The sequence below is a fragment of the Lachnoclostridium sp. An169 genome (assembly GCF_002160525.1).
Taxonomy (GTDB): Bacteria; Bacillota; Clostridia; order Lachnospirales; family Lachnospiraceae; genus Mediterraneibacter; species Mediterraneibacter cottocaccae.
Window position 1 is genome coordinate 26,272 of sequence record NZ_NFKT01000006.1, and the last position, 12,884, is coordinate 39,155.

Sequence of the window (12,884 nt, forward strand, 5' to 3'; positions counted from 1 at the left end):
GACGGGAGACAGCAAGAAGGTTTTCCGCCCGGCGGTTTTTCTTTGCCGCGCAGCAAAGAAAATAAAAGCCGGGAAACAAAGAAGAAAAAGCGTGCTATAATATTTTCTGAAAAAGGACTTTACATATATATAGATCATCGATATAATAAAAACAGATTTGGTCTCGCCGGAGAACAGGCAGAAAATGTCGGAAGCGGGGGCAGATCGGCATTGGAGGTGCTTTGATATGGAACAGATGACGCTGTTTGATAATGCCAGCCAGAGGATGAGTCCCCTTGCGAGCCGGCTGAGGCCGGATTCCCTGGAAGATTTTGTAGGACAGGAACATCTGTTGGGAGAAGGGAAGATTCTCAGGCAGCTGATTGAGCGGGATCAGATCTCTTCCATGATTTTCTGGGGACCGCCGGGAGTGGGGAAGACCACGCTCGCCAGCATCATTGCGGGGAGGACGAAGTCAGAGTTTATCAATTTCAGCGCGGTGACAAGCGGGATCAAGGAGATCAAAGAAGTGATGAACCGGGCGGAACAGAGCCGGAGAGTGGGGCTTCGGACAGTTCTTTTCGTGGATGAGATCCACCGGTTTAACAAGGCGCAGCAGGACGCTTTTCTGCCTTATGTGGAGCGGGGGAGCATTATTCTGATCGGCGCCACGACGGAGAATCCGTCCTTTGAGATCAATGCCGCGCTTCTGTCAAGGTGCCGCGTGTTTGTCCTGAAGGCACTGGAAGAGAAAGACCTGGTACGGCTTCTTAATAATGCCCTGAAGAACCCTGCGGGATTCGGCGGACAGAACGTGCAGATCTCTCCGGACGCCATACGCGCCATTGCTGCATTTGCAAACGGGGATGCCAGAACTGCCCTGAATACGCTGGAGATGGCTGTGCTGAACGGTGAGATCAGCGCAGACGGGATCCGGGTGACGGAGGAAGGACTTTCCCAGTGTATCAGCCGGAAATCCCTGCTCTATGACAAGACCGGGGAGGAGCACTATAACCTGATCTCCGCTCTCCATAAATCCATGAGAAACAGCGATCCGGATGCGGCCATCTACTGGATGATGCGGATGCTCGAGGGCGGAGAGAACCCGCTGTACATTGCAAGACGTCTGATCCGCTTTGCCAGTGAGGATGTGGGGATGGCGGACAGCAACGCCCTGCAGGTGGCGGTGGCCGCTTACCAGGCGTGCCACTTCCTGGGAATGCCGGAGTGCGACGTCCACTTGACCCATGCAGTGGTCTACCTGTCCATGGCGCCGAAATCCAATGCCCTGTACACGGCATGCGAGGCATGCAAAAAAGACGTGCGCACCATGCGTGCGGAGCCGGTACCCCTTCAGATCCGCAACGGCGTCACCGGCCTGATGAAGGAACTGGGATATGGAAAAGGGTATGAATATGCCCACGATACAGAGGAAAAGCTGACCCATATGCAGTGCATGCCGGACAGCTTAAAGGACAGGACATATTATCATCCAACCACCCAGGGAGAGGAAAAGAAGACGAAGGAGCGTCTGGAGGAGATCAGGCGGTTCCGGGAGTCGTAAGGCAGCGGAGGAGGGGAAAATTACAGAATAAGAAAGAGGGGAGTCAATATGAGACTGACAGATATTATCAGCCTGGCGCAGCAGTACCTTGTGCTGGGGCTTATCTTTGCGGCTGTTGTGGGAGCGGCAGCGGCAGTGGGCTATTTTCTTGTCTATAGGAAGCTGATGAAAGGGGAAAAAAGGGTGCGGCCGCTGCAGGTGCTGTGGGGAGCGACAGTGATCTGCTATCTGGTGGTGTTGTTCTGCGCCACACTGCTCGACCGGTACGATGGAAGCGGATGGTGGGCACAGAGGGGATTCCTGCCGCTGTTTTATTCCTACCGGGATGCGTGGAACAGCTTTTCGGAGTCCGCCTGGCGCAATATCGTGCTGAATATCCTGCTCTTTGTGCCCCTGGGATTCCTGCTTCCCCTGGGAATGAAGCGCTTCCGGCGTTTCTGGGTCACTTATCTGGCGGGGCTTCTGTGTACGGTGTTTATCGAGATGATGCAGCTGATCCTGCAGAGAGGCGTGGCGGAGCTGGACGACATCTTCAACAATTTCCTGGGGACCATGATCGGCTACGGATGTTATGCCGTGGTGCGCAGCATCCGCAATGCCCTGGCAGGAAAAAAGGCGGATCCCCTGCGGCTGACAGCGCTCCAGATCCCGCTGATCGGGACGGGACTGATGTTCCTTGCCATTGCCGCGGTCTATCAGCACCAGGAACTGGGGAACCTTACATTGTCCTGGATTGTGCGGCAGGACATGGACGGCGTTGAAGTCCGTTCCTCCGCTTCATACAGTGATGAGGAAGGGGAGGCGCCGGTGTACCGGCTCCGGGTGCTCGCTCCGGAAGAATCCCGGGAGTTTGCAGAGCAGTTCTTTGCCGCCCACGGACAGACACTCGATGAGAGCCGGATTGACCAGTATGAAAACACCGCCTTTTACTGGAGTGTGGAGGGAAATTCCCTGGCTGTGGACTATGCCGGGGAGACATGGAGCTATACGGATATCAGTCTTGCCTATCCGGAAGAGGGCGGTCCGCAGCCCGAGAAAGGGGCGTCGGAGGTAGATGTGAGAGACGCGCTTGCACAGTGGGGGACAGACCTGCCCCGGGAGGCGGTCTTTGAGGAGCAGGAAGACGGTTGGTATTGCTTTACGGTTGACGGATATGCGGATGAGAACGGAATGATGGACGGGACGCTCAGCTGCCAGTATTACCAGAATGGGGGACTTGGGACAGTAAATAATCAGATCCTGGAATGCGAAAGCTATAAGGATTTCCCGGTGATCTCCCAGGCGGAAGCCTTTGAGATGATCCGGGAGGGGAAATTTACCGGATGGTTCGGGGAGATCAGCGAGCTGAACCTGGGAAGCGCTGTCCTGCGCTATGAGACAGATTCCAAAGGATTCCGCCAGCCGGTGTGGTTCTTCCCGCTGGAGGGGGAAGAAGAGGGAAGTGGAATCGCTGTTCCGGCGCTTGCCGGGTAAATGAAAGAGAGCCGCCGGATGGGCGGCTCTCTGGTTTATGGGAGAAGTTGGGTTACTGCGCCTTGTCCGTGCGGGAGGTTTTCCTCCGCTGTGAGAACTCCGCCACCGCCGTATACAGCACATCCGTGGAGGAGTTGATGGCGGTCTCGCAGGAGTCCTGGATCACTCCCACAATGAAGCCCACGCCTACCACCTGCATGGCAATATCATCGGAGATGCCGAACATACTGCAGGCAAGCGGCACAAGAAGAAGGGAACCGCCCGCCACTCCGGATGCCCCGCAGGCGCTGATGGCGGAGAGGATACACAGGACAATGGCGGAGGGCAGGTCCACATGGATGCCCAGGGTGTGCACGGCCGCAAGGGTGAGGACAGAGATGGTCACAGCGGCCCCGCCCATATTGATGGTTGAACCTAAGGGAATGGACACGGCGTATGTGTTGCGGTCAAGTCCGAGTTCTTCACACAGCCGCATGTTTACCGGAATATTTGCGGCGGAACTGCGGGTGAAAAACGCGGTGATTCCGCTGTCCTTCAGACATTTGAGCACTAGCGGATAGGGATTCCTGCGGATGCCGATAAAGGTAATCAGCGGGTTGACCACAAACGCCACGAATGCCATGCTTCCTACCAGAAGCAGAATGAGCTGTCCGTAACTGAGCAGGGAAGAGAGTCCCTGCTCGGCAATCGTTGTAAATACAAGACCGAGCACTCCCAGAGGAGCGCAGTTTATGATCCACCGCACGATCTGCGAAAAAGCGTCAGAGATATGTGCGATGGAATTTTTTGTGCCTTCCCCGGCCTTTCTCAGGGCGATGCCGAGAAGAACGGCCCAGGCGAGGATTCCGATGTAGTTGGCGTTTGCCAGGGCGTCAACCGGATTGGCGACCACACTCATGAGAAGGCTGTTTAACACCTCGCCGATTCCGTCGGGCGGAGTGGCCTGAGCAGTGGTTTCGGTGAGCGTGATGGTGACCGGAAACAGAAAGCTTGCCACGACGGCAACACAGCCCGCAAGGAAGGTCCCCAGAAGATAGAGCACGATGATGCGTTTGATGTTGCTCTGCTGCCCCTCCCTCTGGTGGGCGAGTGCGCCCATGACCAGAAAGAGCACCAGCAGCGGCGCGATGGCACGGAGCGCGCCCACAAACAGATCACCCAGAACAGAGATCACGGTAAACTGCGGGACCGCAAGCCCCAGTATAATTCCCACGATCAGTCCGCAGATAATCCGTTTTACGAGACTGATCTCATTCCATTTTTTCAGAAGTTGTTTCATTCTAATCATCCTTTGTCTTAATTTTTTCGAACAGAAACAGTATATCATGATTTCCGGAAGCGGAAAAGCCCTCTGCATTATTCGGCTGCAGTTACTTTTCATTTTCCGCCGGTTATCAGGCTGTGCAGCCCCATATTGCCGCGGCGACCACGCTTTCGCTCGGGAGTGTAACGCAGCGGTGCTAAGGCTGCAAAAGACGCAGCCTAAGAACCGGCGTTCCACTACGGGTCTTCGCAGCAATACAGGGCTGCACAGCCTGGAGAACAGCGGACGCATGAAAAGTAACTGCATCCGGATTTTTTCCAGTCATATTTCCGCCGGTTCCTCATATATTGTGTAAAGAGGTGGACAAGATGGAGAGACAGAACAGAAAATCACAGATCCTCTCGATCCTTGCGAAAAGCGTGCGAAGGATCATCGAGGAGGATGTTCCGGATTTTGACAGGCTGCAGGAGATCCGTCTGAGGGCGGGACAGCCGATGCGGATCATGTACGGGAATGAAGAGAGGGTGCCGGGGAAAAGAGAAGGGGGGCATATCGTTACGAAGGAGGAACTGAGGGAGACCATGGAGTACATCAGCCATTACTCCCTCTACGCATATGAAAATGAATTGAAACAGGGGTTTCTTACCATAGAAGGAGGGCACAGAGTAGGAGTGGCAGGAAAAGTAATTATGGAAAAAGAACGGGTAAAGAATATTCAGTACATATCATCTGTAAATGTCAGGGTCTCCCATGAAGTGATCGGGTGCGCGGATGAACTCCTCCCTTATATCACAAAGAACAGGCAGGTATGCCATACGCTGATCATTTCGCCGCCCTGCTGCGGAAAGACCACGCTGATCCGGGACCTGATCCGGCAGATATCGGACGGGAACCGCTATGTGAAAGGATGTTCCGTGGGAGTGGTGGACGAACGCTCGGAGCTTGGCGGCTGTTATCTCGGAATCGCCCAGAACCATCTGGGAACGAGGACGGATATTCTGGACTGCTGTCCCAAGGCGGAGGGGATGATCATGCTGATACGCTCCATGGCGCCCCAGGTGATCGCCGTGGATGAGATCGGCACAAGCGAGGATATCCATGCCATCGAGTATGCCATGCAGTGCGGATGCCGGCTGATCGCCAGCGTTCACGGCCTGGATCTGGATGAGGCGAAGAACAAACCGGTTCTTGGGGAGCTGATCCGCAGAAGGATGTTTGAGCGCTATGTGGTGCTGGGAAACGGGGAGCGTCCCGGAGAGATCCGGGGAGTCTATGACGGGCGGGGGAGTGTGCTGTGCAGAAAGTGATGGGAAGTATCCTGATTATTGCGGCTACATCGGGAGCAGGGTATGTCTACGGGCAGGAACTGAAACAGTATCTCGAGAAACTGCTGTATCTGCGGTATGTCACGGGGCTGATCCGGGGGGAGATGGAGTACACCTGTGCGCCTCTTCCGGAGGTGTTCGCCGCGGTGGCAGCCAGAGTAAGGGAGCCTTACCGGACCTGGCTCAGAGAGACTGCGCGGGAGACCGGGGAGAGGTCGGAGGCGGGATTCTCCAGGATCTGGAACCGGTGCGTTGACCGCTATCTGGACATGCTGGGGCTGAAAACAGAACATTCCATCCTGCTCAAGGAACTGGGGACATTCCTGGGGCAGGTGGACGCTGAGACAGCGGACCGCTCCCTTCAGCTTTACATAAACCGTATGGACCTGGCGATTGAAAAGGTGCGGGAGAATCTTGCTTCCAGGAAACGGATCGGAAACTGCCTCGGTGTGATGGGCGGGATTTTTCTGGTTGTCGTCCTGATCTGACCGGGGAGGAATCATGAGTATAAGTCTGATATTTCGAATTGCGGCAGTGGGCATCCTTGTGTCCATCTTAAGCCAGGTGCTCAAACACAGCGGAAGGGAGGAACAGGCATTCCTCACAAGCCTGGCAGGGCTGATCCTTGTGCTGTCCTGGGTGCTCCCCTATATCTATGATCTGTTTGTCTCCATCCGGCAGCTGTTCTCCCTCTAGCAGGGACATCCGGCAGGGAAAACGGGACGGGGAAAGAAGCGGCAGACCGGACCGAGGGAGGTGAAGAAAATGAGCATGATGCAGGTCGGTGCAGTGGGAGTGATTGCAGCGCTTCTGGCGGTGCAGCTCAAGGGAAGCAAAACGGAATACGGCATCTTTATCGGGACAGCAGCAGGGATTTTTCTGTTCTCATGTATCGTTGACCGCCTTGCCGTGCTGATCTCCGCAATCGAGGAAATCCGCGCTTACATTGATCTGGATGCCGGCTATTTCTCTACCATGCTCAAGATGATCGGAATCACTTACATTGCCGAATTCTCCTCCGGAATATGCAGGGACGCGGGATATCAGACCATAGCCGGGCAGATTGAGATCTTCTGCAGGCTGACGATTCTGGCGCTCGGGACTCCGGTGCTTCTGGCACTTCTGGAGACGATTGCGGGGTTCCTGTCATGATCCGCCGGGCGAAACAGATTATGCTGACCCTGCTCCTGGTTCTTATCATTTTTACAGCCGGGCTGAGAATTGTAAAAGCAGAAGAAGCGGCTGAAGAGGAGGCGGATGCAGTGCAGGAGAAGGTGCAGCAGGCACTTCTGGAGGAGTTTGACTTCGATCAGATCGAGGAGGGGTTAAGAGAGATGTTCCCGGGGGAGAAGCTCTCTTTTGGAGAGGTTGTATCTGCACTTGTCTCCGGAGATCTGCAGGAAGCAGGCAGTATGTTTCTGGGATTCCTCTCCGATCAGGTGTCCTACGGGTTCCGGTACAACAGGCATAATCTGGTCTATATCCTCCTGGTTGCACTGGCGGCAGCGGTATTTACGAATTTTGCAGGGGCTTTTCAGAGCCGGCAGCTCTCGGACATCAGCTTTTACGTCCTTTATATGCTGCTGATCACCTTCTGCCTGACAGCGTTTCAGACTGCCGTTCAGGAAGTGGAGGAACAGATGGAATCTCTTGTGGGATTTATGCGGGTGCTGTGTCCCAGTTATTTCCTGGCGGTTGCCTTCGCGTCCGGCAGCACCACCTCGCTCTTTTTCTACAATGTGATTCTGTTCCTGATTTTTGTCGTTGAGGTGGTCATCGTCCGGTTCCTGATGCCGGCAGTCAACATCTATATTATGATTCAGGTGCTCGGCAATCTAACGGGAGAGGATTTTCTGTCGGAGTTTGCATCACTGGTAAAGAAAGTGGTGACATGGAGCTTGAAATCTCTTCTTGCCTGTGTGATCGGCATCAATGTGGTGCAGTCCCTTCTGGCTCCCGCCATCGACGCCCTGAAGCGGAGCGCACTGACCCGGACTGCAGAGGCTCTTCCCTGGGTGGGAAATGCCCTGGGAGGCGTGACGGAGGTCGTGCTCGGCACAGCAGTTCTGATCAAGAACGGGATTGGCATGGCGGGGGCGGTGATTGCAGTGGTGATCTGTGCGGTTCCCATCCTGCAGATGGCGATTCTGGCGCTGCTCTACAAACTGGCGGCAGCTCTGGTTCAGCCGGTCTCGGACAAACGGATCACCGGATGCATCAGCGGCGTGAGCGAGGGGTATGAGCTGCTGATGAGGCTGGTATTTTCCACAGGGCTGCTTTTTCTGCTGACCATCGCTGTGGTGGCGGCGTCCACAACATAGGAGGTGGGAATATGCTGGAAGCGTTATATGGCTGGATTCGCAGTATTTCGGTATACCTGGTTGTGACTGCGGCTGTGATGCACGCGGTGGCGGGGAAAGAGTATGCCAGATATATCCGGTTCTTCTCGGGACTGGTCCTCATCCTGCTCCTTGCCTCCCCGCTGCTTCGCCTGACCGGGCTGTGGGAAGAGTTCGGAACATTGTACCGGAGCATGGAGTACAGGGAGCAGACAGAGAAGATCGGGCAGGCGGCCAGAATATACAGTGAGGCGGAGAGCAACGGACTGCTGCCGGACGAATACCGGACGGCTCCGGAGGAGGGGGAGGAGACGGAAAAGTCCGCCGGGGATGTGAGGATAGAAGTGGAGGAGATCCGCATTGGAGAATAGGGAGAGCAAAGGGAGCAGGTGGAAAGAATTCCTTTCCGGTCTGCGTACAGGAGAGAGACTTCCCGGGAAAAACCAGCTGCTTATTATTTTTCTCATCGGTGTTCTCCTTCTCGTCATCGTGTTTCCCATGCCGGAGAGCGGGAGCGCAGAACCGGGAGGGACAGGGAGCGGGGAGAACCGGGAAAAAGAGGCGCAGACGGGGACGCAGGCGGCTGTGTCAGGGGAAAGCTATGAAGCGTATCTGGAGGAAAAGACGGCGCGGATTCTGCAGGAGGTGGAAGGGGCCGGGGAGGTGACGGTGATGATCACCCTGAAATCCACCGGACAGAAGATCGTGGAAAAGGATCAGTCCAGTTCCAGCCAGACGACACAGGAGGCGGACTCCTCCGGCGGAACCAGGACTACGGAGGATACTTCCTCAGAAAAATCAAGTGTCTATGAGCAGGGATCGGATGGTTCCCAGTCGCCTTATGTGAGCAAGGAGCTTACCCCTGAGATCGAGGGGGTTGTGGTGATTGCAGACGGAGGAGACAACGCGGTTGTGGTACAGAACATAACCGGGGCGGTGCAGGCATTATTCGGTGTGGAAGCGCATAAGATTAAAATAATGAAACGGGCTGATACATAGAAAAGGAGGATTTGAAGTGAAACGTTTGTTCAAGAAAAACCAGATCATTATTGCCGCGCTTGCAGTTATGATCGCAGTCGCCGGATACCTGAACTATTCCGGAAAACTTTTCCCGGCTTCGGATGATCCGGGTACGGCGGAAGCAAGTGCAGATCTTGCCAGCCAGGAGCTCCTTGATATCTCGGAGGAGGATATCGAGACTTCCACAGAGGATATTGCAAGCAACGATTCGGAGATAGAGGGGACTCCGGGGGAAGCAGTGCTGACAAGCGGAACCGCGGAGACTACCGTGGCCCAGGCAAAGGTTTCAAGAGAGCAGGTGAGAGCGCAGAATAAGGAGACGCTTCAGGCGATCATCGACAATACGAATCTGAGCGATGCGGAAAAACAGAGCGCTGTCGATCAGCTTGTAAAGATGACGGAGATCGCGGAGCAGGAGGTGGCAGTGGAGACGCTGATGGCGTCCAAGGGATTTTCCGAGGCTGTGGTCAGTCTCACAGAGGACTCCGCGGATGTGGTGGTCCAGGCAGAAGAACTTACGGATGCAAACCGGGCACAGATCGAGGATATTGTGACAAGACAGACGGAGATCGCACCGGAGAATATTGTCATCACGCCGATTCATGAGTAGAAGGACTACCGGAGACCGGGAAAATGTACCGGGACCGGATGCCGGCACGGGCAGGGAGAGAGGAAACACGCCGCTCTCCCTGTCCTTTTGCGCTCTGTTTTCCGAAAAAATCAGATTACAGATCAGAATACAGCCTGTTTTTTATGAAAATCAGTTGAGTTCTTCCGCGCAACGTAATATAATAATACGGTTAGAGCAAAATGATTTCGCAGAAAGGTATGGGAACGGCAGTGATTTATAATAATATTCTTGAGGCAATGGGAAATACACCCCTGATCCGTCTGGAGCGCATGGCGGAGAAGGGCAGCGCGCAGATTCTCGTAAAGTTTGAGGGACTTAATGTTGGCGGATCCATCAAGACAAGGACCGCATACAATATGATCCGGGACGCGGAGGAGAAAGGTCTGATTCATGAGGACACCATTATTGTGGAGCCCACAAGCGGAAATCAGGGCATCGGCCTGGCGTTGGTAGGAGCTGTGCGGGGGTATCAGACGAAGATTATCATGCCTGATTCGGTCAGCGAGGAGCGGAGAAAACTGGTGCGCCACTACGGGGCGGAGGTGATCCTGATCCACGACGCGGGCAACATCGGGGCATGTATCGAGGAGTGCCTGAACACGGCGCTTCGTATGGCGGCGGAAGATCCCCGGGTCTTTGTGCCCCAGCAGTTCGAAAATCCCGCCAACCCGGCGGTTCACAGAAGCCGCACGGCAGTGGAGATCCTGGAGCAGGCAGACTGCCCCATCGACGGGTTCTGTTCCGGAATCGGCACCGGCGGAACGATCACCGGGATCGGGGAAGTGCTCAGAGAGAAGAATCCGGACATGGAGATCTGGGCAGTGGAGCCGGAACATGCGGCGATCCTTTCCGGAGGTTCCATCGGCACCCATCTGCAGATGGGAATCGGGGACGGCGTGATCCCGGCGATTCTGAACACACAGATCTACGACGACATCTGCATCGTCACGGATGAGGAAGCCATCCGGGTGTCCCGGGAACTGGCGTCAAAGGAAGGCATTATGTGCGGAATTTCCTCCGGCACCAATGTGGCGGCTGCGCTGAAGCTGGCAAGGAAGCTGGGAGAGGGGAAGACTGTGGTGACGGTTCTTCCGGATACGGCGGAGCGGTATTTCTCCACCCCGCTGTTTGACGAGTAGGCTTTTCGGAAAAGCGCAAGAGCCGGAATTCAGAAAAGCGGCGAAAATAATACAGGAGTGAGACGATTATGTCAGAGATAACAAATGAGATAAAAAAACGGAGAACCTTTGCCATTATCTCCCACCCCGATGCGGGAAAGACGACCCTGACGGAGAAGTTCCTTCTCTACGGAGGAGCCATCAATCAGGCAGGGTCGGTCAAGGGAAAAGCGACGGCGAAGCATGCGGTCTCCGACTGGATGGACATCGAGAAGGAGAGAGGTATTTCCGTTACCTCGTCAGTCCTTCAGTTCAGTTACGGCGGATACTGCATCAATATTCTTGACACACCGGGACATCAGGATTTCTCGGAGGACACTTACCGGACCCTGATGGCGGCGGATTCGGCGGTGATGGTCATCGATGCGTCCAAGGGTGTGGAGGCGCAGACAAGAAAGCTTTTCAAGGTCTGCGCCATGCGGCATATCCCGATCTTCACGTTTATCAACAAGATGGACCGGGATGCCAAAGACACTTTCGACCTTCTCGACGACATTGAGAAAGAGCTGGGAATTCCCACCTGTCCGGTAAACTGGCCCATCGGTTCGGGAAAGGGATTCAAAGGCGTCTATGACAGGGAGAAAAAGGAAGTGGAACTTTTCTTCGACACGAAAAAAGGAACTGCGGTGGGCGAGGTTAAGATCGTGGATATCAACAATCCGGAGATCGACTGGCTGATCGGGACCGAGGCGAAGATCAATCTGGAGGAGGAGATCGAACTCCTGGACGGCGCTTCCGCAGAGTTCGACCAGTCCCTTGTGGATCAGGGAAAGCTCTCCCCGGTATTTTTCGGTTCCGCCCTGACTAACTTTGGAGTGGAGACATTCCTGAAACATTTCCTCAGGATGACCACGTCTCCCCTGCCGCGCATGTCCGACCACGGGGAGATCGATCCCATGACGGAGCCGGATTTCTCCGCTTTTGTCTTCAAGATTCAGGCGAATATGAACAAAGCCCACAGGGACAGGATTGCCTTCATGCGGATCTGTTCCGGGGAGTTCGAGGCGGGCATGAGCGTGTACCATGTGCAGGGGAAGAAGGAAGTGAGGCTCTCCCAGCCCCAGCAGATGATGGCAAGTGAGAGGAAGATGATTGAGAAGGCGTACGGCGGCGATATTATCGGTGTTTTCGATCCGGGCATCTTCTCCATCGGAGATACACTGACCACGTCAAAAGAGCATTTCGCCTATGAGGGAATCCCCACTTTCGCACCGGAGCATTTCGCCCGTGTAAGGCAGGTGGACACCATGAAGCGGAAGCAGTTCGTCAAGGGAATCAACCAGATCGCCCAGGAGGGCGCGATCCAGATCTTCCAGGAGTACAACACCGGAATGGAAGAGATCATCGTCGGCGTGGTCGGCGTCCTGCAGTTTGATGTGCTCAAGTACCGGCTGAAGAACGAGTACAACGTGGAGATCATCCTGGAGAATCTTCCCTATGAGCATATCCGCTGGATCGAGAATGAGAATGTGGACATGGATCATTTAAGCGGCACTTCGGATATGAAGAAGATCAAAGATCTCAAAGGCCGTCCGCTTCTGCTCTTTGCCCATGAGTGGAGCATCCGCATGACTCAGGAGAGAAATGAGGGCCTGATTCTGTCCGAGTTCGGGCGGTCCTGATATTTTTCTTTGCAAAACCGGGGATATTTGATATAATGTAGGAAGATCAGACAAAACGGGAGGTTTTGAATATGGCAAAGGACGAAAGGAATACTTATACGATACAGAATGACGCCAGCCTGGGAGAGGTGAAGATCGCGGACGAAGTTGTGGCGATCATCGCAGCCCTGGCTGCCACTGAGGTGGAGGGCGTTGCCTCCATGGCGGGCAATATCACGAACGAGCTGGTCAGCCGCCTTGGCATGAAGAATCTGTCCAAGGGGGTCAAGGTGGACGTGCTTGAGGGTGTTGTCACGGTTTCCCTTACGCTGAACCTGAAATATGATTACAACATCATGGATGTGACGGCAAAGGTACAGGAAAAAGTGAAGAATGCAGTGGAGAATATGACCGGGCTTGAAGTGGCGGATGTCAATATCAAGGTGGCGGGCGTAGAGATGGACAGTCAGGCGTGATCCATTCCCGGCATTATTGCAGAGCATAAGAGTT

14 protein-coding genes are annotated in these 12,884 nt (G+C 54.7%); 13 read left to right on the plus strand and 1 reads right to left on the minus strand.

Annotation, left to right across the window (positions count from 1 at the left end):
• Nucleotides 1-226 precede the first annotated feature (226 nt).
• Both B5F07_RS06115 and B5F07_RS06120 read left to right on the plus strand, forming a co-directional pair.
• Entirely contained in the window at nt 227-1,543 is a 1,317-nt protein-coding gene (locus B5F07_RS06115; protein WP_087160396.1) for a replication-associated recombination protein A, read from the plus strand.
• Nucleotides 1,544-1,591: 48 nt separating this feature from the next.
• Nucleotides 1,592-3,016: a VanZ family protein gene (locus tag B5F07_RS06120; RefSeq protein WP_087160397.1), complete on the plus strand. Its 1,425-nt coding sequence runs from the start codon at nt 1,592-1,594 to the stop codon at nt 3,014-3,016.
• Nucleotides 3,017-3,068: 52 nt separating this feature from the next.
• Here the strand turns inward: B5F07_RS06120 and sstT are convergent, their stop codons facing one another.
• Complete coding sequence (sstT, locus tag B5F07_RS06125; protein ID WP_087160398.1) at nt 3,069-4,295, minus strand: serine/threonine transporter SstT; 1,227 nt, start codon at nt 4,293-4,295, stop codon at nt 3,069-3,071.
• 353 nt (nt 4,296-4,648) lie between these two features.
• Between sstT and spoIIIAA the strand changes: the two genes are divergently transcribed.
• The 11 genes from spoIIIAA (at nt 4,649) to B5F07_RS06185 (ending at nt 12,850) form a co-directional block, all read left to right on the plus strand.
• Nucleotides 4,649-5,587: a stage III sporulation protein AA gene (gene spoIIIAA / locus B5F07_RS06135; protein WP_087160400.1), complete on the plus strand. Its 939-nt coding sequence runs from the start codon at nt 4,649-4,651 to the stop codon at nt 5,585-5,587.
• Nucleotides 5,575-6,093, plus strand: a complete 519-nt coding sequence (locus B5F07_RS06140; RefSeq protein WP_087160401.1) for a stage III sporulation protein AB — start codon at nt 5,575-5,577, stop codon at nt 6,091-6,093. The genes spoIIIAA and B5F07_RS06140 overlap by 13 nt, the downstream gene beginning before the upstream one ends.
• 13 nt (nt 6,094-6,106) lie before the next feature.
• Nucleotides 6,107-6,301 (plus strand): stage III sporulation protein AC, encoded by a 195-nt coding sequence (spoIIIAC, locus tag B5F07_RS06145; RefSeq protein WP_087160402.1) that lies wholly within the window; start codon nt 6,107-6,109, stop codon nt 6,299-6,301.
• Between the two features lie 69 nt (nt 6,302-6,370).
• Nucleotides 6,371-6,757 carry a SpoIIIAC/SpoIIIAD family protein gene (locus tag B5F07_RS06150; RefSeq protein ID WP_087160403.1) on the plus strand — a complete coding sequence of 129 codons (387 nt, stop codon included), beginning with the start codon at nt 6,371-6,373 and terminating at the stop codon, nt 6,755-6,757.
• Nucleotides 6,758-6,777: 20 nt separating this feature from the next.
• Nucleotides 6,778-7,926: a stage III sporulation protein AE gene (locus tag B5F07_RS06155; RefSeq protein WP_242972444.1), complete on the plus strand. Its 1,149-nt coding sequence runs from the start codon at nt 6,778-6,780 to the stop codon at nt 7,924-7,926.
• An 11-nt stretch (nt 7,927-7,937) separates the two neighbouring features.
• Nucleotides 7,938-8,315: a stage III sporulation protein AF gene (locus B5F07_RS06160; protein WP_087160405.1), complete on the plus strand. Its 378-nt coding sequence runs from the start codon at nt 7,938-7,940 to the stop codon at nt 8,313-8,315.
• Nucleotides 8,305-8,943, plus strand: coding sequence for a stage III sporulation protein AG (locus tag B5F07_RS06165; RefSeq protein ID WP_087160406.1), 639 nt, complete (start codon nt 8,305-8,307; stop codon nt 8,941-8,943). The genes B5F07_RS06160 and B5F07_RS06165 overlap by 11 nt, the downstream gene beginning before the upstream one ends.
• A 16-nt stretch (nt 8,944-8,959) precedes the next feature.
• Nucleotides 8,960-9,574 (plus strand): SpoIIIAH-like family protein, encoded by a 615-nt coding sequence (locus B5F07_RS06170; protein ID WP_087160407.1) that lies wholly within the window; start codon nt 8,960-8,962, stop codon nt 9,572-9,574.
• Nucleotides 9,575-9,774: 200 nt separating this feature from the next.
• Nucleotides 9,775-10,734, plus strand: a complete 960-nt coding sequence (cysK, locus tag B5F07_RS06175; RefSeq protein ID WP_330397742.1) for a cysteine synthase A — start codon at nt 9,775-9,777, stop codon at nt 10,732-10,734.
• A 68-nt stretch (nt 10,735-10,802) separates the two neighbouring features.
• Nucleotides 10,803-12,395 carry a peptide chain release factor 3 gene (locus tag B5F07_RS06180; protein WP_087160408.1) on the plus strand — a complete coding sequence of 531 codons (1,593 nt, stop codon included), beginning with the start codon at nt 10,803-10,805 and terminating at the stop codon, nt 12,393-12,395.
• A gap of 71 nt (nt 12,396-12,466) precedes the next feature.
• Entirely contained in the window at nt 12,467-12,850 is a 384-nt protein-coding gene (locus B5F07_RS06185; RefSeq protein ID WP_087160409.1) for an Asp23/Gls24 family envelope stress response protein, read from the plus strand.
• Nucleotides 12,851-12,884: the final 34 nt, after the last annotated feature.

Bases quoted from the DNA above. Each gene is read 5' to 3' on its own strand.
- B5F07_RS06115 (WP_087160396.1), top strand. From the start codon at position 227: ATGGAACAGATGACGCTGTTTGATAATGCCAGCCAGAGGATGAGTCCC.
- B5F07_RS06120 (WP_087160397.1), top strand. From the start codon at position 1,592: ATGAGACTGACAGATATTATCAGCCTGGCGCAGCAGTACCTTGTGCTG.
- sstT (WP_087160398.1), bottom strand. From the start codon at position 4,295: ATGAAACAACTTCTGAAAAAATGGAATGAGATCAGTCTCGTAAAACGG.
- spoIIIAA (WP_087160400.1), top strand. From the start codon at position 4,649: ATGGAGAGACAGAACAGAAAATCACAGATCCTCTCGATCCTTGCGAAA.
- spoIIIAC (WP_087160402.1), top strand. From the start codon at position 6,107: ATGAGTATAAGTCTGATATTTCGAATTGCGGCAGTGGGCATCCTTGTG.
- B5F07_RS06150 (WP_087160403.1), top strand. From the start codon at position 6,371: ATGAGCATGATGCAGGTCGGTGCAGTGGGAGTGATTGCAGCGCTTCTG.
- B5F07_RS06155 (WP_242972444.1), top strand. From the start codon at position 6,778: ATGCTGACCCTGCTCCTGGTTCTTATCATTTTTACAGCCGGGCTGAGA.
- B5F07_RS06160 (WP_087160405.1), top strand. From the start codon at position 7,938: ATGCTGGAAGCGTTATATGGCTGGATTCGCAGTATTTCGGTATACCTG.
- cysK (WP_330397742.1), top strand. From the start codon at position 9,775: ATGATTTCGCAGAAAGGTATGGGAACGGCAGTGATTTATAATAATATT.
- B5F07_RS06180 (WP_087160408.1), top strand. From the start codon at position 10,803: ATGTCAGAGATAACAAATGAGATAAAAAAACGGAGAACCTTTGCCATT.
- B5F07_RS06185 (WP_087160409.1), top strand. From the start codon at position 12,467: ATGGCAAAGGACGAAAGGAATACTTATACGATACAGAATGACGCCAGC.